This window comes from Luedemannella helvata, assembly GCF_039528415.1.
GTDB classification, from domain to species: domain Bacteria; phylum Actinomycetota; class Actinomycetes; order Mycobacteriales; family Micromonosporaceae; genus Luedemannella; species Luedemannella helvata.
The window spans coordinates 113,527-131,779 of record NZ_BAAALS010000004.1; the positions used below are offsets into that span (position 1 = coordinate 113,527).

The following is an 18,253-nucleotide window of genomic DNA, read 5'->3' on the forward strand; positions in this document are numbered from 1 at the left end:
TGCCTTGCCGTGCCGCGGCGGACGCGTGAACATGCCTACATGTACTGATCCCTGGTGACTCGCGCCCACGACCCGCGCCGCCGGTCGTGCGATTCGTCATGACCGTCCCGAGTGGACGTCACCAGGGAGTTTCGCAATGTCCTCACGTACGGTGCCTGGCGCCGCCGTGTCCGCGTTCGCGCGTGACCGCGCCGAGCTGCTGCTCAGACTGACCTGGGTCGGCCCCGGCCTGCTGGCCGGGCTGATCGTCCTTACCGTGCTCGGCGCCGCCGTCCCGGCCAGCGCCGCCGTCGCGGTCGGCTGGCTCATCGACCGCCTCGTCACCGGCGGGTCGGCGGTCGCGCCACTGGCCGCCTACGCGTTGGCGGTGCTCACCGGGCACGCCGTGGCGGCCGCCCGCCAGCCGCTGGGTTACCTGGCCGCGGCACGCGTCGACGGCCGGCACCGGGCCGAGCTGTCCCGGCTCGCCGCCGGCAGCGACACGATCGGCGCGCTGGAGCGCCCCGACGTCCAGGCGCTCATCCGCACCGCCCGCGCCGATCCGGAGAGCTTCATGGACGGCACGCCCGGCGCGGGCGCGCTCGCCCAACTCGACCTGATCGGCCGGGCGCTGGCCCTGGCCGGGGCGGGCGTGGTCCTCGCCGCGTACGCCTGGTGGGCCGTCCCACTACTGCTCGCGGCGGCCGTCGTGGTCCACCAGTTGCGCTGGGACGAGGGCCGGCAGCGCCGGCGCGTCTGGCGCCACGTGCCCCTGCCCAGCATGCGCGCCGACGTCTGGTCCGACGCGCTGGTGTCGCCCGCCGAGGGCAAGGAGGTGCGGATCTTCGGGCTCGGCGACTGGGCGCTGGAGCGCATCGACGGCCACCTGCGCGCGGCCTACGATCCGCTCTGGCCGGTGAACCGGCGCATCCTCGCGCGCCAGTGGCGCCAGTTCCTGCTCGTCCTCGTCCCACTGGGCGTCGTCTACCTCGTCGTCGCGGTGGACGCGGCGCGGGGCGGCGCGCCGGTCGCGGTCGCGGCGGCCGCCCTGGTCGCGGGCGCCGGCCTCTTCGACGCCTTCGCCGATTCGCCCACCGCCACGATCAACGCGACCACGTGCCTGCGGGCGTTCGACCGCCTGCGCGACGAACTCGGCCAAGCGCCGCACCGCGAACACAATCCCTCTTGTACGCCCGGCAGCGGCCCGCCGCTCGTGCGCTTCGACGGCGTCGGGTTCACGTATCCGGGCAGCGGTCAGCGCGTACTCGATGATCTGGACCTTGAGGTGCGGCCGGGGGAGCTGCTCGCGGTCGTGGGGGCCAACGGCGCCGGCAAATCAACACTGATCAAGCTGCTGGCCGGGCTGTACGAGCCGACCGCCGGGCGGATCACCGCCGACGGGGTCGACATCGCCGACCTGGGCCCGGCCGCGTGGCGCGGGCGGCTGTCCGTGGTGTTCCAGGACTTCGTGCGCTATTACCTGCCGGCGGCCGAGAACGTGGCACTCGGCAACGCGGCCGTCGCACCCGACCTGGCCGCGGTCGCGGGCGCGGCCCGCGACGCCGGGCTCGACGAGGTGGTGTCGCGGCTGCCGGACGGGTGGCACACGCCGCTGGCCCGCACCCGCACGGGCGGCGTCGACCTGTCCGGCGGCCAGTGGCAGCAGGTGGCCCTGGCCCGCGCCCTCTACGCGGTGCGCACGGGCGCCCGCCTGCTCGTGCTCGACGAGCCGACCGCCCATTTGGACGTGCGCACCGAGCGCGACGTGTTCGACCGGCTCGCCGCCCACCGGGGCGACGCGTCCGTGATCCTCATCTCGCACCGGCTGTCCACGGTGCGCCAAGCCGACCGGATCGTGCTGCTTCGCGGCGGCCGGATCACCGAGTCCGGCACGCACGAGCAGCTGATGGCCGCCGGCGGCGAGTACGCGGCCATGTTCACCGTCCAGGCACAGCGGTTCCAGCGCGGCTTCGACGACCGCCTGCACGAGGGAGACCTGACATGACCCGGCGCTATCTGAACCTGCTGGTCGAGCTGCTGCGGCTGTCCTGGCGGCTGCACCCGGCGCCCACGGCCGGCCTGCTCGCGCTGCGGGTGGCGGGCGTGGTCACCACCCCGGCGATGGCGTACGCCCTGGGCGTGGCCGTCGACGCGATCGTGCGCCACGATCCGCGCGCCGCCGCGGCCGGCGCGGCGCTCGCCGCCGGCGCGTTCGCCCTGGGGAGGTACCTGGCCGGCCTCGACCACACGCTGGAGGCCATGCTGGCCGACCGGATCGGCGTCCTGCACATCCGCCGGCACGTCGAGGAGCACCTCGCCCGCATCGACGGCCTGGACCACCTCGAACGCACCGACCTGCTCGACCGCGTCACCGTGCTGCGCGGCGCGGCCTGGCAGCTCAACCACGCCCCGTGGCAGGCCGTGGCGGCCGCCTGCCACGTGCTGCGGCTGGGCCTGCTGCTCCTGCTCATGGCCACGGTCACGCCGTGGCTGCTGCTCCTGCTGGTCTTCGCGGCCGTACCGCTGTGGTTCGACCAGCGCGGGCAGCGCGCCGTGGCGGCGGCCGAGACGGACACGGCCGAGGCGTACCGCCTGCAACGCCACCTGTTCAACCTCGCCACCGAACCGGCCGGCGGCAAGGAGTTGCGGGTCAGCGGCGCGGCCGACGACATCGCGCGCCGGCAACGGCAGGCGTGGGACGAGGCCGTGCGCGGTCGGTTCCGCGCCCGCGTGCGCTCCGCCGCGTGGACACTGACCGGGTGGACGCTGTTCACGGCCGGGTTCGCCGCCGGCCTGTGGCTGCTCGTCGACCGTACGGCGCGCGGTGAGGCGAGCGCCGGAGACGTGGTGCTCGCGGTCACCGTCGCGGTCAGCCTGCGCAACACCATCCAGGACACGCTGTTCGCGGTCGGGGAGGCCGTCGGCGGCCGTACGCTGCTCGACCCGCTGGTGTGGCTGAACGACTACGCGGCGGCGACCCGTGTTGGCGGGCACGCGACACCGCCGGCGCGGCTGCGTACGGGGATCACGCTCGACCGGGTCGGCTTCACCTATCCCGGGACGGTCCAGCCGGCCCTCGACGAGGTGACCTGCCGGCTGCCGGCCGGCTCGGTGGTCGCGGTCGTGGGGGAGTACGGGTCGGGCAAGACCACGCTCGTCAAGCTGTTGACGAGCCTCTACCGGCAGCAGCGCGGTCACATCAGAGTCGACGGCCGCGACCTGGCCGACCTGGACCCGGCCGGATGGCGTGCCCGGGTGAGCGCCGCCTTCCAGGACTTCGGCCGGTTCCACATCCGCTTCGGCGAGACGATCGGCGTGGGCGACCTGGCTCACCTGTCCGATCCGGACCGGCTGGACCACGCCGTGCGGGCGGCCGACGCGGGGGCGCTGGTGGACCGGCTGCCCGACGGGCTGGACACCCAGTTGGGGCGCCGGTTCGACGGCGTCGAGCTGTCCGAGGGCCAGTGGCAGCGCACCGCGCTGGCCCGGGCGTCCATGCGCACCGACCCGCTGCTGTTCGTGCTCGACGAGCCGACCGCCTCGCTGGACGCGCCGAGCGAACACGAGATCTTCGAGCGGTACCTGGCCCGCGCCCGCGACCTCGCGGCCCGGACCGGCGCGATCACGATGATCGTGTCGCACCGGTTCTCGACCGTGGCCGGCGCCGACCACATCCTCGTGCTGCACCGGGGCCGGCTCGTGGAACAGGGCACCCACGAGGAACTCCTCGCGGCGGGCGGCCGCTACGCCACCCTGTACGGCATCCAGGCCACCGCGTACGCGCCGATGACGTGACCTTGCTCAGGAACTGGGATCGCGAAGGGCCCGTCGGTCTCAGGGCGCACCGGGCCATAGCGTGGCGTTCATGTCGCTTCGTGACAAGCTCGCCGCGGGAGATTCCGGCATCCTGCTGTTCAGCCTGACGCCGCCCAAGCGCCACGAGACCGAGCAACGGGTGAAGGAGATCGCGGCCGTCACGGCGCAGCGGCTGGCCCGGCTGCCCATCGACGGGTTGATCCTGTACGACATCGACGACGAGTCCGACCGGGTCGCCGAGGAGCGGCCGTTCCCGTTCCTGCCGACCCTGGATCCGGCCCGGTACTACGCCGACCACCTCAGCGCGGGCGATCTTCCGGTCGTCATCTACCGCTGTGTCGGCAAGTACCACGACGAGGAACTGCGCGACTGGCTCCGCGAGGCTGATCCCCAGCGGGTGCTCAGCGTCTTCGTCGGTCCGTCGTCGCGGGGCAAGCCGGTGCGCACCGACCTGCGGGCGGCGCACGCCACGCACCGGCAGGTGCGTCCGGAGCTGATGCTCGGCGGCGTCGTGATCGGCGAGCGGCACGCCCGCGGGCAGGACGAGCACCTGCGCATGCTGGCGAAACAGGAACGTGGCTGCTCCTTCTTCGTCTCGCAGGTGGTTTTCCACGTGAACGAGACGAAGAACCTGATCTCCGACTACTTCTACGAGTGCCGGGCACGGGGCATCGCGCCGCGTCCGGTCATCTTCACCCTGTCGGTGTGCGGGTCGCTCAAGACCCTGGACTTCGTCCAATGGCTCGGGGTGGAGGTGCCGCGCTGGCTGGAGAACTCCATCCGCCATGCCAGTGACCCACTCGTGGAGTCGTGCCGGCAGGCGGTCTCGATCGCCCGGGACCTGGCCGACTTCTGCGAGCGGCTCACCATGCCCTACGGGTTCAACGTGGAGAGCGTGTCCATCCGCAAGGTGGAGATCGACGCGACCGTCGAGCTCGCGGCCAACGTCGCGCGCATGCTGGGCAGGGGGGCGGTGGCGGGCGGCTGATCCCCGCCGGTCACTCGTACCTAGTCCGGCGCGTCGGCCTCCGCCTGCTCGACGTCGGCGATGGTCAGCCCCGGTATCCGCAGCTGGGCCACGGTCACCTCGGCCGTACTCGGCTGGGCGTCCGCCGGCAGCCACTGCTCCGGCTCCCACGCCCCGCTGCGCAGGAACGATTTGGGGCAATGCGGATAGACCTCGTCAATTTCCACCACGAGCGCACTGGCCGGCGGCTTGCCCACGGCCGTCAGCTGCGCCAACAGCTCCGGGCGGGTGGAGACGCAGGCCCGTCCGTTCACCCGGAGCGTCGTGCTGCGTCCCGGAATGACGAACAGCAGCCCGACCCGTCCGGTCGCGACGACGTTCTGCAGGGTGTCCAGCCGTTTGTTGCCGGTCGCGTCCGGCATCGCCACCGTCCGCGCGTCCAGAACCGCGACAAATCCTGCGGGGCCGCCGCGCGGGGAGACGTCGAGGTTGCCCTCGGCGTCCGCGCTGGCGATGAAAACCAGCGAGGCGCAGCCGATCAGCCGCCGGGTCGGCTCCGTGAGTTCGGTCATCTGCTTGCGCAGGGCCACCTCGCTGGGCAGTTCGTAGACCCGGCGCAACGCCTCCTGGTCGGTCACGGCGTCGAGGCGCAGCGACTCAAAGACGCTGGTGACGGGGGCTGCTGTCATGCCGCCGACCCTAGCGGACGGATCTTATCGACGAGGCGCCCTGGTCTGTGCGGCCGGTCCGGTAGGTCGCTCGACGCGGGTGGGGTTGCCCCGGATGAGGGCGTCGTGGACCTGCCAACGGGCGGTCGCGACGGCGCGTTGCGCCGCGTCGTCACCCCGCTCAAGGCGCTCGCGCAGCAGGCGCAGCGCGATGCCCCGGTTGAGGCTGAACTGCCGCTCCGTGTCGACCACGACGACCAGCCCGGACGGGCGGTGCGTGGCCCGCACGGCGGTGCTGGCCTTGTTGCGGTGCTGCCCGCCCGGCCCACCCGTGCGGCAGGCGACGATGTCCACGTCCGACTCGGAGAACGTGGTACGCGGGGCGTCGACCTGGCACCGCTGCGCGATCACGTACCAGTTCTTGCGCCCGGTGCTGGCCCGGTACGGGCTGGGCGCCTGCCAGCACAGCGTGCCGGTCCACGAGGCGGCGAACGCCTCGTGGCCGTCACCCGACACCTCCAGCAGCACCGACCGGAACGTGCCCGGCCGATCGCCCGCCACGGTCTCGACGCGGCGGGTCGTCACGTGGCGTTCCCTCGCGTCGGCCTCCAGGCGGCGGGCCAGCTCGGCCACGGCCCAGGTGCACTCCTGCGGGCCGCGCCCGGCCGACATGAGCAGGTGGACGCTCACGGCCGCCGCCGCTTCACGTCGGCCGTCTTGTAGGTCACCACGGGCACGGTGGCGGCCACCGGCGTGGCCAGCTTGTGGTCCACGAGGTCGCCGATGACCTGCTCGATGCGCTTGTACGCGGTCGGCGCCTCCTCGAACAGCAGCTGCCGGTCGCCGCACACGACGAGCGACCCGACCGGCGTGCGGCGCAGCTCCTCGACCGTGTGCTTGGCCTTCCCGCGCCGCAGTGCGTCGGCGCGCGACATCTTGCGGCCCGCCCCGTGCGCCACGGAGAAGTTGGCCTCCGGCCCGGCGTGCGCGGCCACCAGGTACGAGCGGGTGCCCCGCGTACCGGCGACGAGCACGTCGCGGCCGTCGCCCGGCGCGGCGCCCTTGCGGTGCAGGTACACCCCGTCGCGGACCTCGACGAGGTTGTGGCACACGTCGACGACCGGTTCGACCGGTTCGGCCCCGAGCGCGTACGCGACCCGGGCCGCCATGAGCCGCCGGTTCAGCGAGCCCCACCGCACGGCCCGGTCGTGCGCGACCAGGTAGGCGGCGGCATCGGCGGCCGGGCCGGCGCCGTGCACCTCGGTGTGCGCGCGCAGGATCCGCTCGCCCAGCCCGCGCGAGCCGCTGTGCACGATGAGGACGAGGTCGCCCGCGGCCAGCGCGAGCCGGTTCGCGTGCGCCTCGTCGAGGACGGTCTCGACGCGGGCCAGCTCGACGAAGTGGTTGCCGCGACCGACCGTGCCGAGGCCCTCGGTGTGACCGCCGGGGATGTCCCCGTCGAGGGCGTCCCAGGCGGGGTCGTCGTCGTCCGGCTCGTGGTCGAGGTCGGGGAAGCGGGCGGCGAGCTTCTCCGGTACGACGCGCTTGAGCCTGATGGGGAACACGGCGATGCCGCAGCCGATGTCGGAGCCCACGAGGAACGGGTAGAGGACGGTCGAGGTCATGGCGGCGCCGATGGGGGCGCCCTTGCCGGGGTGCAGATCCGGCATGCCGGCGACGTGGATCATGCCGTCGAGGGCGGCGACCTGGTGGCACTGGGTGAGCGCGTCGGACTCGATCCAGCTGGAGGGGGAGGCGAACACGGTGACGGACAAGGACGCTCTCTTTCGCTGACAAGCGTGAACGGACGGCAGGGGAGCCGAGGTCTTGATGGGGCGTGGGTGCGTCCGTCAGAGCGTCATGACAGGCACCGTCGCACATCCGTCGCCTCGGCGGCAATGCAATTACCGCCGATGAACCTCATCGCCGACGTCGTGGCGCTTACTGCTGGAGTGAGCTGGGGTCCTCGGGGACGTCGACGGCGTGCTGGCGCAGGGCGTCGAGCGGGATGATGTCGAGCGCGGCGGCGTGGGTCGAGGCGAGCACGACGGGCGCGGCCACCCCGTCCTGGTATGCCTGTAGCCACCGGGCGGCCACCACGCACCACCGGTCGCCGGGGCGCAGGCCCGGGAACCGGTACTCGGGCCGGGGCGTCAGCAGGTCGTTGCCGATGCTGCGCTGGTGGGCCAGGAACTCGGCGGTGACCACCGCGCACACCGTGTGGCTGCCCATGTCGTCGGGGCCGGTGGAGCAGCACCCGTCCCGGTAGAACCCGGTGACCGGGTCGGTGCCGCAGGGCTCCAGCTCGCCGCCGAGCACGTTCCGATCATCTGCCATGCGGTCAGCTTGTCACGTCCGGCCGGATCAGTCGTGGAAGAGCTGGTGTGGGCCCGGTCCCTCCGCGCCGAAAACATCGCCGGGGTTGATGATGCGGCACTTGCGCAGGGACAGGCAGCCGCAGCCGATGCAGCCCGTGAGGCGCTCGCGCAGCCGTCGCAGCAGGGCGATCTGCTCGTCGAGGCGCGACTCCCAGCGGGCCGACAGCCGGGCCCAGTCCTTCTTCGTGGGGGTGCGGTTCTCCGGCAGCGACGCGAGCGCGTCGGCGATCTCGTCGAGCGACAGGCCGACCTGTTGCGCGATGCGGATGAACGACACGCGGCGCAGCTGGTGGCGGGCGTACCGGCGCTGGTTCGTGCTCGTGCGGTCCGCCTGGATGAGGCCCAGGCGCTCGTAGTAGCGCAGCGCCGAGGCTGCCACGCCGCTGCGGGCGGACAGCTCTCCGATCGTCAATGAGTCCTGCATCACGGGGCCTTGAGGTGAAGTCAACTTTAAGTCCCAGGGTAGAAGCATGACCGTACTTGCCTCGCCACTGGCCCGTCTCACGGGTGACGAGAAGCACTCGCCCAGCGCGTACTCGACTCTTGACGTGCTCTGGGTCCTCTACGACCGGGTGCTGCGGGTCTCGCCGCAGACCGCCGACGACCCCGAGCGGGACTACTTCCTCCTCTCCAAGGGGCACGGGCCCGCCGCCTTCTACGCCGTACTCGCGGAGAAGGGGTTTATCCCCGACGAATGGTTGGACGGGATGGGCCGGTGGGACAACCCGCTGGGCCACCACCCGGACCGGCTGCTCGTGCCGGGGGTGGAGATCTCCAGCGGCTCGCTGGGGCACGGATTGCCGCTGGGGGTGGGCGTCGCGCTCGGCCTGCGGGCGCAGGGCCTGACCCGGCCACGCGTGTACGTGCTCGTCGGCGACGCGGAGCTGGACGAGGGCAGCAACCATGAGGCGATCGCCTACGCGGGCGCGATCGGCCTGGACTCGCTGACCGCGGTCGTGATCGACAACCAGTCGGCGACGCACGGCTGGCGCGACGGGATCGCGGGCCGCTTCACCGTCAACGGGTGGACCGCCGTCACCGCGGACGGCCGTGACCACGACCGGATCGAGGCGGGCCTGCGCGCGCACCAGCCGGGTCGCCCGCACGTGTTCGTCGCCGTGACCGAGCAGAAGTGGGGTGCGTGATGCGCGAGGCCTTCGTCGAGACGACCACCGCCCTGCTTGCCGAGGACCCGCGCCTGTCGCTGGTGCTGGCCGACATCTCCGCCGACGCGTTCGTGCCGGCCGCGCGGGCGCACCCCGACCGGGTGCTCAACGTGGGCATCCGCGAGCAGCTCATGGTGTCGGTCGCGGGCGGGCTGGCGCTGACCGGGCTGCGGCCGATCGTGCACTCGTACGCGCCGTTCGTCGTCGAGCGGGCCTGGGAGCAGGTCAAGCTCGACATCGACCACCAGGGCGTGGACGCCATCCTGGCCACCATCGGCTCGTCCTACGACGCGTCGGCGAGCGGCCGTACCCACCAGGCGCCCGGGGACGTCGCCCTGATCGACACGCTGGACGGCTGGACCGTACGGGTGCCCGGGCACGCCGACGAGGTCGGCCCGCTGCTGCGCGCGGCGGCCGGCGACGACAGTCCCGTCTACCTGCGCATGTCCACGGAGACGAACACCCGCGCCGTCGACACGGCCGCGGACGGTCGGCTCACGGTGGTGCGGCCCGGGTCGAGCGGTGACGTCGCCGTGGCGGTCGGGCCCACCCTCGACGCGGTGTTCGCCGCGACGGAGGGCCTTGACGTCACGGTCGCGTACACGCACACGCCCCGCCCGTTCGACGCCGCCGGCCTGCGGTCCCTGGCCGGCGCGACGCCGGCGGTCGCGATCGTGGAGCCCTACCTGGCCGGCACCTCGGCGCGGGTGGTCGCGGACGCGCTGCGCATGCGGCCGCACCGGCTGGCCGCGCTCGGCGTCGGCCGGGCCGACCTGCACCGCTACGGCACGCCCGCCGATCACGCGCGCGCCCACGGGCTCGACCCGGCAGGCCTGCGCCGCTCGCTGAGCGCCTTCTTCCGGCCGTAGGCGACAATGCCCGCATGGATGAGCGGATCCTGACCCGGCAGGAAGCGTCGGACGCGGTCGGCGACGACGGTTGGCGCCTGCTGCTCGGCGCGCTGCGCGCGTCCGTCGCCGTCGGCTCCCTGGCCGAGGCGGCGGACGCGGCGGCCCGGGCGGTCGCCGCGTGCGGCGACCACGCCGACACCCACCTGCGTCTCGACGTGCGCGCCGACCGGGTCAGCCTCGTCCTGCAGACGGTCGCCGTCGGCGCCGTGACGGCCCGCGACGTCGACCTCGCCCGCCGGATCACCGCCGCCGGGCTGGCCACCGAGCCGGGCACGCCGCGACCCGTGCAGGTCGTCGAGATCGCCATCGACGCCCTCGACATCCCCGCCGTCCGGCCGTTCTGGAAAACCCTTCTCGGGTACGCCGATGAGCCCGGCGACGGGGGCGCGCTCATCGACCCGGCGGCCCAGGGCCCGGCCGTCTGGTTCCAGCAGATGGACGCGCCGCGCCCGCAACGCAACCGGATCCACCTCGACATCTGCGTCCCGCACGACGAGGCACCCGCCCGGATCATGGCGGCCCTCGCGTCCGGTGGCCGGCTGGTCTCGGACGCGCAGGCGCCCGCGTTCTGGGTGCTCGCCGACGCCGAGGGCAACGAGGCATGCGTGACGACCTGGCAGGGTCGCGACGACTAGTGTGGACAGTGCCGCACCGGGGCATAACCGTCCACATGGGTGAGATGAGAGTCGGCACGGCGAGCTGGGCCGACCGGATGCTGCTCGAGTCGGGGTGGTACCCGCGCGAGGCCAACACGCCCGCCGGCCGGCTCGCGTACTACGCGGAGCGCTTCAACCTGGTGGAGGCGGACACCTCGTTCTACGCCATCCCGGCCGTCGAGACCACCACGGCGTGGGTGCACCGCACGCCCGACGACTTCCTGTTCAACATCAAGGCGTTCAGCCTGTTCACCGGCCACCCGACGCCGGTGACCGCGCTGCCGCGCGACCTGCGCCCCGACCGGGTACGCCCGCGCGACCTGACGCCACAGCTGCTCGACGAGATCTGGGACCGGTTCCTCGACGCGCTGCGGCCCCTGGCGACGGCCGGCAAGCTGGGCGTGGTGCTGCTGCAGTTCCCGCCCTGGTTCGCCTACGGGGCCGCCGCCAAGCGACGCATCGCCGAGACGGCGCGGCGGTGCAGGCCCATGCGGGTGGCCGTCGAGCTGCGCCACGCCTCCTGGCTCGCGCCGTCCAACGCGATCGACACGGTCGAGTTCCTGTGCCACGAGGACCTGTCGTTCGTGTGCGTCGACATGCCGCAGGGGCATGCCAGCTCCCTGCCCCCGGTGCTGGTCGCGACCGCCGAGCCGGCCGTGATGCGGTTCCACGGCCGCAGCGACGCGTGGGCCACCGGGGACAAGAAGGAGAAGTTCCGGTACGCGTACTCCGACGAGGAGCTGACCGCCTGGGCCGGCCGGCTACGCGAGCTGGCCGAGGACGCGGACCAGCTGCACGTCATCATGAACAACTGCTGCGGCGACCAGGCCCAACGCGACGCCCAGCAGCTGGCCGCCCTGCTCGAACGCACGGACGCCGTCCCCTGATGGCTCTGCTTCGGAGAGCCGGGCGTATTGAATCTTGGGACGAAAACGCTTCTCCGGCGGCACTTTCGTCCCAAGATTCACCAAAGCCTGTCCCCACCCTTCGAACCCCGGACGCTGCCACAGGTAGAAGATCGGGCCGATCATGAGGCGGCATCCTCCGACGACGGCAGGGCGAACGCAGCGTGACGACGTGCCGGACTACGAACGGTGGTAGGTCTGGGCCGCATCGCGCCAGGTGGCCAAGGTCGTCGCGGCGGCGCCCGAGTCGATCGCTTCGGCGCAGCGTACGAGTGCCTTGTCGAGCGAGTCGAGCGGTGCCGCGGCCGCCGGCGTCGCGGCGAGCGTCGCGGCGGCCGCGTTGAGCAGCACCGCGTCGCGCACCGGACCACGCTCGCCCGCGAGCAGCGCGTGGACCACGGCCGCGTTCGCGTCCGCGTCGCCGCCGCGCAGCGCCCCGTCAGCCGGGCGGGGGATCCCCTGCTCGCGCGGGTCCAGGACGTGCTCGGTCGCCGTGAAGTCCCGCACGACCCACACCCGCGACGTCGTGGTCGTGGTCAGCTTGTCCAGCCCATCGTCGCCGCGCACCACCAGCGCGCTCGCGCCGCGCCGGCGCAGCACCTCGGCCACGACGGGCAGCAGGCGCGGGTCCGCGACCCCGATGAGCCGGTGCGCCGGCCGGGCCGGGTTGATGAGCGGGCCGAGGACGTTGAACACGGTCGGTACGCCCAGGTCGCGGCGGATCGGGGCCGCGCGCGACATGCCCGGGTGAGCGGCCCCCGCGAAGATGAACGTGATGCCCGCCGCCGCGGCGATCGCGGCGTGCGCGCCAGCGGGCACGCTGAGCGGTACGCCCAGCCGCTCCACCACGTCGGCCGCGCCGGCCGTGGTCGACGACGCCGCCCGCCCGCCGTGCTTGACGACAGTGGTCCCGGTCGCGGCCACGACGATCGCCGCCATGGTGGAGATGTTCACCGCGTTCGTCCCATCGCCGCCCGTACCGACGATGTCCAGGGTCGGCCCGGGCACCACGATCGGGGCGGCCGAGCCGAGCAGGGCGGTGACCAGTCCGTCCACCTCGGCGGCGGTCTCGCCCTTGGCGCGCAGCGCGGCGAGGAACGCGCCCAGCCGCGCCGGGGTGGCATCGCCGTTGACGACGTCACCCATGGCCCAGGCAGCGGCCTCGGCGGTCAGGTCGTGCCCCGCGAGCAGGTCGGCCAGCAGCGCGGGCCAGGTGTGCGTCATGGTGTCCTCCGGGTTCGGGGCCACCGGAGGCGCCGGCCGCTGAACACGGCGACGGCCGCCTCGCGGGAGGCGGCCGGGTGGGTGCGCGTGTGACGGTCCGCCTAGGAGGCGGGCCACCACGAGTTCACGCGCGCGAGCATGCGCACACCCTACACCGCGCCGAGGGCCACCATTGTCCGGTGGTGGGTTGGCGTCTCGATCTGGTCGACGATGGCTACGGCCAGATCGGCGTAGGAGAACGCCTGCTCGCCCGGCAGCACGGACGTGTCGCCGAGCCGGTACCGGCCCGTGCGGGGAGCCGCGTCGTCCAGCACGACGGGCGGCGGGGCGAGCAGAAGCCAGTCCAGGTCCGCGTCGCGCAGCACGTCGAGCTGCGCGACATGGCCGAGCGAGAACGCCCGGTACGGCGCGGGGAAGTCGGGCGCGTCGTGCACGGCGACGCCCGGCGCGGTCTGCAGGGCCGTACCGATGCCGACGCCGACCAGCCGGCTCACGCCCGCGCGCCTGAGCCCGTCGACGAGGGCCCGCGCCGCGGCCGGGAAGAAGGTCTCCGCCGGGACATCGACCCGGGCGGCCGCGTTGACCACGGCGTCGTGCCCGGCCGCGAGTCGGGCCACGTCGTCCGCGGAGGTGACGTCGCCGGTGTCGCGGCCGGCGGCGGTCACCTGATGCCCGCGGGAGGCGGCCTCGGCCACGACGCGGCGACCAGCGCGTCCCCCCGCTCCGAAAACCACGATGCGTTTCATGCGGGGGACCGTAGCGGGCCCGGCCCCGGTTACCGCAACGATAGTTGTCGTAGCCTGGGGCGATGACCGGTGCGCTGGACCCCGACATGTTCGCCGGATGCGCGGACGTGGACCCGCCGTTCCGCGTCGGCGACAAGTGGACGGCGAAGGTCCTCGTCTGCCTGCGCGACGGGCCCCGACGGTTCTCCGAACTGGGCGTACCGCTGCGGCCGATCACCCCGAAGGTGCTCACCGGGACGCTGCGGGCGATGGAGCGCGACGGGTTCGTCCGCCGCACCGACCACGGTGGCATGCCGCCCCGCGTGGAGTACGCGCTGACCGACCTGGGTCGCACCCTGCTGACGCCGCTCGCCGCGGCCTGCGCGTGGAGCCGCGAGCACCTCGGCGAGCTGCTCGCGGCCCGCGACGCGGCTAGCGCTTGAAGCCGTCGCGCCAGGTGATCCAGTCGCGCAGCTGGCTCAGGTCGTGGTCGGGGCCGCTGACGCCGACCGTGAACAGGGTGGCGCCCAGGTCCACGAACTGCGGCCCCAGCTCGTCGGGCTTGGCGGACTGCCCGCGGCCGGCCACGCTCACGGAGATCTCGATCTCGGCGGGGTCGCGGCCCACGGCGGCGCAGTGCTCGGCGAGGATGGCCGACTTGCGGGGCAGGACCTCCGCGTCGGCGAAGCTGTGCCAGATGTCGGCGTACTTGGCGACCAGGCGCAGGGTCTTCTTCTCGCCGCCGCCGCCGATCAGGAAGGGGATCTTGCGTACCGGCGGCGGGTTGATCACCGACAGGCGCCGCTCGATGCGGGGCAGCGCCTCGGCCAGCGCGTCCAGGCGGCTGCCCGGCGTACCGAACTCGTACCCGTACTCCTGGTAGTCCTTCTCGAACCAGCCGGAGCCGATGCCGAGGATGAGACGGCCGTCGCTGATGTTGTCGACCGTGCGCGCCATGTCGGCGAGCAGGTCGGGATTGCGGTAGCTGTTGCAGGTGACCAGGGCGCCGAACTCGACGCGGGAGGTCTGCTCGGCCCAGGCGGCCAGCATCGTCCAGCACTCGTAGTGCAGGCCGTCGGGGTCGCCGCTGAGCGGGTAGAAGTGGTCCCAGTTGAAGATGATGTCGACGCCCAGCTGCTCGGCTTCCGCGACCGTGTCGCGGATCCTGCGGTAGTCGGCGTGCTGGGGCTGCAGTTGCAGCGCGATCCGTACGTCTCTCACCATGTCAACCTATCGGGGAATTCGCGGCGCGTGTCGCACTTGGAACACGCGGGCACCATGAGGGCATGTATCTCATCAAGGAGCGCTTCTTCCGACTGGGCAACGACTCCGAGATCACGGACGAGGGCGGCCGTACGGTGTTCGACGTGGACGGCAAGGTGCTGTCCCTGCGTGACCGGCTGGTCATCAAGGACCCCGATGGCACCCCCGTCGCCGAGGTGCGCCGGCGCCTGATCGCGCTGCGCCCGTCCTACCTGGTCACGATCGGCGGGGAGAAGGCCGCCGTCGTCCGCAAGCGGTTCCTGCGGCTGTTCCGTGACCGGTACGTCATCGACGTGCCCGGCCCGCACGACCTGACCATGAAGGGCAGCCTGCTCGACCACGAGTTCACCATCCGGCGCGACGGCGCCACCGTCGCCACGGTCTCCAAGCGGTGGGTCAGCATCCGTGACACCTACGCGGTGGACATCGCCGACAGCGAGAACCACCTGCTGATCCTGGGGGTGGCCCTGGCTCTGGATCTCGCCGAGGAGCGTGAGGACAAAGACGATTCGTGAGTACGCGCCGGGCCGGCTACGGTCCGGCCCGGCCCGGGGAGCGGGCCGCGCCCGCCGCGAGGGCACCCTTGTCCGGCTTCCCGCTCGCGGCCAGGGGTACCGCGTCGATGATCGTGATGGTCGCGGGCGCGCATTCCTGGCCGACCTGGGCGGCGACGAGGCCGCGCAGGGCGTCGAGGTCCGGCGCCCGGCCGTCCGCCGGCACCACGAAGGCGTGCGCCGCCTCGCCGGTCGCCTCGTCGGGGGCGGCGACCACGTACGCCTCGGCGACGTCCGGGTGGCCGGCCAGGACGCGTTCGATCGGGCCGGCGTAGTAGAGGTTCGCGTTGACGATGATGACGTCACGGGTGCGACCGGTGAGGTACAGCCGCCCGTCGGCGTCGAGGTGCCCCAGGTCGCGGGTGCGTACCCAGCCGTCGGTGAAGACCTCCGCGGTCTCGGCCGGGTCGGCCCAGTACCCGATCGCCTGGGCCGGGGTGCGCACGAACAGTTCACCGTCCACGCCCGCCGGCACCGGGGCGCCGTCCGGACCGCGGACGACGACGTCGACGGCGTCGGGCGGGTGACCCACCGAGCCGCTGACGTCCGACGGCCCGGCCATGGAGATCATGCCGGTCTCGGTCTGGCCGTAGCCGTGGAACACCACCGGCCCCAGCACGTCGCGGGCCTCGCGCAGGGCGCCCGCGTCGATCGGGGACCCGGACACCATGAGGGCCCGCAGGCCGCTCAGGTCGACCGGCGCGCGCCGCTGCCCGGCGACCAGCCGGCGCAGCCGCGCCACCGTGATCACGCTGGACGAGGCGCGGTGCCGCACGAGGGCGTCGGGCAGCGCGGGCGAGTCGGGGACGACCATGGTGCCGCCCGCCGCGAGCGCGAGCACGCCGTACTCCATCATGACCTGGCTGCTGAGGGAGCCGAAGACGAGATGGCGGTCCAGCCGCGTGGCGAGGTCGCGGATCACGGGCGGCCACGCGTCCGGGCGCGCGGTCCAGGCGGCCGACAGCGCCGCGTACGTCTGGGCGCACGCCTTGGGCCGGCCGGTGCTGCCGCTGGTGTAGATGAGCCGGGCCACGTCGCCGGGCCGGGCGGCCAGGGGCGGCGGGCCCGCCCCGTCCGGGGCGGCGAGCAGGGCGTCGACGGTCAGCACGCGCGGCGCGGCCGGTGGCGCGGCGGCGTCGGTGACCACCACGTCGACGTCGCGGCGCAGGATGTCGCGCAGGTGGTCCCCGGCGAGCCCGGGGCGTACGCCGGCGACCCGGGCCCCCACGACGTGGGCGGCGAGGATGGCGGCGAACGCCTCCGGGGTGACGCCGACCATCATGGCCACGCCGCTGCCCGGGCCGACACCGGCGGCGCGCAGGCCGGCCGCGATGCGGTGGACCAGGCTCAGCAGCCGCGCGCCGCCGACGCGGCGGGCGCCGTGCTCGAACACCGCTCGGTCGCCGGCCGCCGCGAGCAGGTCCAGAACCGGCCCGGGGTACGGGGGCGGGTCAGCGGACGTCGGCAAGGCACTCCTTGACGAACACCGCCAACGGCTGCTGATGTACGGCCGGGAAGTTCCACTCGTTCTCGAGGTTCTCCGCGAGGTGGTGGGTGCCGGCGAGCGCGCCGTCGCGGTAGTACCGGACCACCGGGTGCAGGTAGCTCGCGTCATGGGCGTGGGCGGCGTCGTTCTCCCGTGGCCGGGGCACCGAGATGTCGAACGGGTCGACGTGGTCGTGGTCCGGCCCGTACTCCAGCGTGGTGACGAAGGCGTGCCGCGGGCGGCCGAACTCGTCGGCCAACGCGTACGGCACGGGTACCTCCTCCTGGTACAGGGCCACGTCGGCCTCCACGGTGACCACGTCGGCGAGCACGCCGAACTGCTGCCACAGGGCGGAGCTGCGGTTGACCCGGGCGACGATTGCGTCCGCGATGCCCTCCGGGGTCGCCGCGACCTTCTCGGCCGGCCAGTCCGTGCCGTGGTAGCGGCGGGCGAGGATGCGGTACAGCGCGCGGGCGCCGTACCGGAAGCCGTGGATGAAGCCGCTCGTGGACCGCTTGAAGTCCCGCTGCTGGGTGACCGTGCCGGCGAAGTACAGGCCGGGCACGTTCACGGACTCGTACGCCTCGGTCTGCTCCGGGAAGCGCTCCTTGATCACAAGCCGGGGCCGGCATTCCTCGTCGAACACGGAGGCGTCGAACCGGAACCCGGTGCACGCGATCACCCGGTCGTACTCCAGCACCCGCAACGCCTCCACGGTGCGGGCGTAGCGGAACAGCACCCGGTAGCCGCCCTCCGGGCGGGGCTCGATGCTCTCGATGGTCCCGTCGAGGACCGCGTTCTGCGACTTCAGCTGGTACGTGTCGAGGAAGTTGTTGTTGACGGCGCGTAGGTGGCCGACGAAGTGGGTCTGCCACGCGAACCGCACCGAGTGCGGCCCGGCCACGTGGATGACCGCGGCGGTCTCGGTCAGCGCGTCGGCGGTCTCGAACGCGGAGTTGCCCTTGCCGATGATGAGGACCCGCTGGTTGGTGAACGACTCCGGGTCGGTGTCGAACGTGTCGTAGTGCTCGGCCGCGTCGATGCCGGGGATGTCGGGCACGTACAGCCGGGACACGCCCGTGGCGGCGACGATGCGCTTCGCGTGCCAGGTCTGCCCCGTGTGGTCGGTGGCGACGAAGCCGTCGCCGTCGCGGGTGACGCGCACGACCTCCGTGTCGTAGTGCACGCGCACGCCCGTGCGCGCCGCGAAGTCGGCGAGGTAGCGCACCAGCTCGTCGGCGGGCGGGAAGTAGCGCCGGCTGTAGCGGGTGAACAGCAGCTCGGGATCGTCGGACAGCAGCGAGTTCCAGTCCATCCGCAGCCGCAGCTCCGGGTCGTCGTAGCCGGTGTGCACCTTGTTGATGGAGATCAGCTGACGGTGCCGGGGATAGCGGGTGAAGAAGGTGCCGGGACCGCTGCCGCGCTCGAGGACGACATAGTCGTGACCGCCCCGCTCCAGCAGCGCGGCGAGCTGCAGGCCGGCCGGCCCGGCCCCGATGACCAGGTAGTCGTACGCCATGGCGTGGACGGTAGTCGGGCCAGTTCAGAAGGCTCT

General features: G+C 73.0%; 19 protein-coding genes. 9 read left to right on the top strand and 10 right to left on the bottom strand.

Annotated elements, in window-relative coordinates:
* Nucleotides 1–136 precede the first annotated feature (136 nt).
* The 3 genes from ABD191_RS05430 to ABD191_RS05440 all read left to right on the top strand — a co-directional run bounded on the left by ABD191_RS05430 (nucleotide 137) and on the right by ABD191_RS05440 (nucleotide 4,783).
* Entirely contained in the window at nucleotides 137–1,984 is a 1,848-nt protein-coding gene (locus tag ABD191_RS05430) for an ABC transporter ATP-binding protein (protein WP_344077483.1), read from the top strand.
* The gene (locus tag ABD191_RS05435) at nucleotides 1,981–3,774 is read left to right on the top strand and encodes an ABC transporter ATP-binding protein (protein WP_344077485.1); all 1,794 of its coding nucleotides are present in this window, start codon (nucleotides 1,981–1,983) and stop codon (nucleotides 3,772–3,774) included. The genes ABD191_RS05430 and ABD191_RS05435 overlap by 4 nt, the downstream gene beginning before the upstream one ends.
* 70 nt (nucleotides 3,775–3,844) lie before the next feature.
* Nucleotides 3,845–4,783 carry a methylenetetrahydrofolate reductase gene (locus ABD191_RS05440; RefSeq protein ID WP_344077487.1) on the top strand — a complete coding sequence of 313 codons (939 nt, stop codon included), beginning with the start codon at nucleotides 3,845–3,847 and terminating at the stop codon, nucleotides 4,781–4,783.
* Nucleotides 4,784–4,803: 20 nt separating this feature from the next.
* Here the strand turns inward: ABD191_RS05440 and ABD191_RS05445 are convergent, their stop codons facing one another.
* The 5 genes from ABD191_RS05445 to soxR all read right to left on the bottom strand — a co-directional run bounded on the left by ABD191_RS05445 (nucleotide 4,804) and on the right by soxR (nucleotide 8,232).
* The gene (locus ABD191_RS05445; RefSeq protein WP_344077489.1) at nucleotides 4,804–5,451 is read right to left on the bottom strand and encodes an MSMEG_1061 family FMN-dependent PPOX-type flavoprotein; all 648 of its coding nucleotides are present in this window, start codon (nucleotides 5,449–5,451) and stop codon (nucleotides 4,804–4,806) included.
* A gap of 24 nt (nucleotides 5,452–5,475) precedes the next feature.
* Complete coding sequence (prfH, locus tag ABD191_RS05450) at nucleotides 5,476–6,120, bottom strand: peptide chain release factor H (RefSeq protein WP_344077491.1); 645 nt, start codon at nucleotides 6,118–6,120, stop codon at nucleotides 5,476–5,478.
* On the bottom strand, nucleotides 6,117–7,244 hold the full coding sequence (locus ABD191_RS05455; RefSeq protein ID WP_425560660.1) for an RNA ligase RtcB family protein: 1,128 nt from the start codon (nucleotides 7,242–7,244) through the stop codon (nucleotides 6,117–6,119). Before ABD191_RS05455 ends, prfH begins: the two co-directional genes overlap by 4 nt.
* A 127-nt stretch (nucleotides 7,245–7,371) precedes the next feature.
* Nucleotides 7,372–7,767 (bottom strand): DUF2237 family protein, encoded by a 396-nt coding sequence (locus ABD191_RS05460; RefSeq protein ID WP_344077495.1) that lies wholly within the window; start codon nucleotides 7,765–7,767, stop codon nucleotides 7,372–7,374.
* Nucleotides 7,768–7,794: 27 nt separating this feature from the next.
* Nucleotides 7,795–8,232, bottom strand: coding sequence for a redox-sensitive transcriptional activator SoxR (gene soxR / locus ABD191_RS05465; RefSeq protein ID WP_344077498.1), 438 nt, complete (start codon nucleotides 8,230–8,232; stop codon nucleotides 7,795–7,797).
* A gap of 46 nt (nucleotides 8,233–8,278) precedes the next feature.
* On the opposite strand from soxR, the gene ABD191_RS05470 reads away from it, so the two are divergent.
* From ABD191_RS05470 to ABD191_RS05485, 4 genes are read left to right on the top strand one after another with little or no spacing between them, the layout of a single operon-like run.
* On the top strand, nucleotides 8,279–8,953 hold the full coding sequence (locus tag ABD191_RS05470; protein WP_344077500.1) for a transketolase: 675 nt from the start codon (nucleotides 8,279–8,281) through the stop codon (nucleotides 8,951–8,953).
* Nucleotides 8,953–9,843, top strand: coding sequence for a transketolase family protein (locus ABD191_RS05475; RefSeq protein WP_344077502.1), 891 nt, complete (start codon nucleotides 8,953–8,955; stop codon nucleotides 9,841–9,843). Before ABD191_RS05470 ends, ABD191_RS05475 begins: the two co-directional genes overlap by 1 nt.
* A gap of 14 nt (nucleotides 9,844–9,857) precedes the next feature.
* Nucleotides 9,858–10,520, top strand: coding sequence for a VOC family protein (locus ABD191_RS05480; protein ID WP_344077504.1), 663 nt, complete (start codon nucleotides 9,858–9,860; stop codon nucleotides 10,518–10,520).
* Between the two features lie 35 nt (nucleotides 10,521–10,555).
* Nucleotides 10,556–11,428, top strand: coding sequence for a DUF72 domain-containing protein (locus ABD191_RS05485; RefSeq protein ID WP_344077506.1), 873 nt, complete (start codon nucleotides 10,556–10,558; stop codon nucleotides 11,426–11,428).
* Nucleotides 11,429–11,626: 198 nt separating this feature from the next.
* Here the strand turns inward: ABD191_RS05485 and trpD are convergent, their stop codons facing one another.
* Together trpD and ABD191_RS05495 are read right to left on the bottom strand one after the other, a co-directional pair.
* On the bottom strand, nucleotides 11,627–12,670 hold the full coding sequence (gene trpD / locus ABD191_RS05490; RefSeq protein WP_344077508.1) for an anthranilate phosphoribosyltransferase: 1,044 nt from the start codon (nucleotides 12,668–12,670) through the stop codon (nucleotides 11,627–11,629).
* A gap of 149 nt (nucleotides 12,671–12,819) precedes the next feature.
* Nucleotides 12,820–13,416, bottom strand: coding sequence for an NAD(P)-dependent oxidoreductase (locus ABD191_RS05495; protein WP_344077510.1), 597 nt, complete (start codon nucleotides 13,414–13,416; stop codon nucleotides 12,820–12,822).
* 62 nt (nucleotides 13,417–13,478) lie between these two features.
* Between ABD191_RS05495 and ABD191_RS05500 the strand changes: the two genes are divergently transcribed.
* On the top strand, nucleotides 13,479–13,838 hold the full coding sequence (locus tag ABD191_RS05500) for a winged helix-turn-helix transcriptional regulator (protein ID WP_344077512.1): 360 nt from the start codon (nucleotides 13,479–13,481) through the stop codon (nucleotides 13,836–13,838).
* Here the strand turns inward: ABD191_RS05500 and ABD191_RS05505 are convergent.
* Nucleotides 13,828–14,616 carry an LLM class F420-dependent oxidoreductase gene (locus ABD191_RS05505; RefSeq protein ID WP_425560655.1) on the bottom strand — a complete coding sequence of 263 codons (789 nt, stop codon included), beginning with the start codon at nucleotides 14,614–14,616 and terminating at the stop codon, nucleotides 13,828–13,830. The two genes, ABD191_RS05500 and ABD191_RS05505, sit on opposite strands and share 11 nt — an antisense overlap.
* Before the next feature lie 65 nt (nucleotides 14,617–14,681).
* Between ABD191_RS05505 and ABD191_RS05510 the strand changes: the two genes are divergently transcribed.
* Entirely contained in the window at nucleotides 14,682–15,173 is a 492-nt protein-coding gene (locus ABD191_RS05510; protein ID WP_344077516.1) for an LURP-one-related/scramblase family protein, read from the top strand.
* Between the two features lie 16 nt (nucleotides 15,174–15,189).
* On the opposite strand, the gene ABD191_RS05515 is transcribed toward ABD191_RS05510, so the two are convergent.
* Both ABD191_RS05515 and ABD191_RS05520 read right to left on the bottom strand, forming a co-directional pair.
* On the bottom strand, nucleotides 15,190–16,680 hold the full coding sequence (locus ABD191_RS05515) for a class I adenylate-forming enzyme family protein (protein ID WP_344077518.1): 1,491 nt from the start codon (nucleotides 16,678–16,680) through the stop codon (nucleotides 15,190–15,192).
* Nucleotides 16,664–18,217: an NAD(P)-binding domain-containing protein gene (locus ABD191_RS05520; RefSeq protein ID WP_344077519.1), complete on the bottom strand. Its 1,554-nt coding sequence runs from the start codon at nucleotides 18,215–18,217 to the stop codon at nucleotides 16,664–16,666. Before ABD191_RS05520 ends, ABD191_RS05515 begins: the two co-directional genes overlap by 17 nt.
* Between the last annotated feature and the right edge of the window lie 36 nt (nucleotides 18,218–18,253).

Excerpts from the sequence above, each read along its gene's own strand:
- ABD191_RS05430 (WP_344077483.1), top strand. The coding sequence starts at position 137 with ATGTCCTCACGTACGGTGCCTGGCGCCGCCGTGTCCGCGTTCGCGCGT.
- ABD191_RS05435 (WP_344077485.1), top strand. The coding sequence starts at position 1,981 with ATGACCCGGCGCTATCTGAACCTGCTGGTCGAGCTGCTGCGGCTGTCC.
- ABD191_RS05440 (WP_344077487.1), top strand. The coding sequence starts at position 3,845 with ATGTCGCTTCGTGACAAGCTCGCCGCGGGAGATTCCGGCATCCTGCTG.
- ABD191_RS05445 (WP_344077489.1), bottom strand. The coding sequence starts at position 5,451 with ATGACAGCAGCCCCCGTCACCAGCGTCTTTGAGTCGCTGCGCCTCGAC.
- ABD191_RS05460 (WP_344077495.1), bottom strand. The coding sequence starts at position 7,767 with ATGGCAGATGATCGGAACGTGCTCGGCGGCGAGCTGGAGCCCTGCGGC.
- soxR (WP_344077498.1), bottom strand. The coding sequence starts at position 8,232 with ATGCAGGACTCATTGACGATCGGAGAGCTGTCCGCCCGCAGCGGCGTG.
- ABD191_RS05470 (WP_344077500.1), top strand. The coding sequence starts at position 8,279 with ATGACCGTACTTGCCTCGCCACTGGCCCGTCTCACGGGTGACGAGAAG.
- ABD191_RS05475 (WP_344077502.1), top strand. The coding sequence starts at position 8,953 with ATGCGCGAGGCCTTCGTCGAGACGACCACCGCCCTGCTTGCCGAGGAC.
- ABD191_RS05480 (WP_344077504.1), top strand. The coding sequence starts at position 9,858 with ATGGATGAGCGGATCCTGACCCGGCAGGAAGCGTCGGACGCGGTCGGC.
- ABD191_RS05485 (WP_344077506.1), top strand. The coding sequence starts at position 10,556 with ATGGGTGAGATGAGAGTCGGCACGGCGAGCTGGGCCGACCGGATGCTG.
- trpD (WP_344077508.1), bottom strand. The coding sequence starts at position 12,670 with ATGACGCACACCTGGCCCGCGCTGCTGGCCGACCTGCTCGCGGGGCAC.
- ABD191_RS05495 (WP_344077510.1), bottom strand. The coding sequence starts at position 13,416 with ATGAAACGCATCGTGGTTTTCGGAGCGGGGGGACGCGCTGGTCGCCGC.
- ABD191_RS05500 (WP_344077512.1), top strand. The coding sequence starts at position 13,479 with ATGACCGGTGCGCTGGACCCCGACATGTTCGCCGGATGCGCGGACGTG.
- ABD191_RS05510 (WP_344077516.1), top strand. The coding sequence starts at position 14,682 with ATGTATCTCATCAAGGAGCGCTTCTTCCGACTGGGCAACGACTCCGAG.
- ABD191_RS05520 (WP_344077519.1), bottom strand. The coding sequence starts at position 18,217 with ATGGCGTACGACTACCTGGTCATCGGGGCCGGGCCGGCCGGCCTGCAG.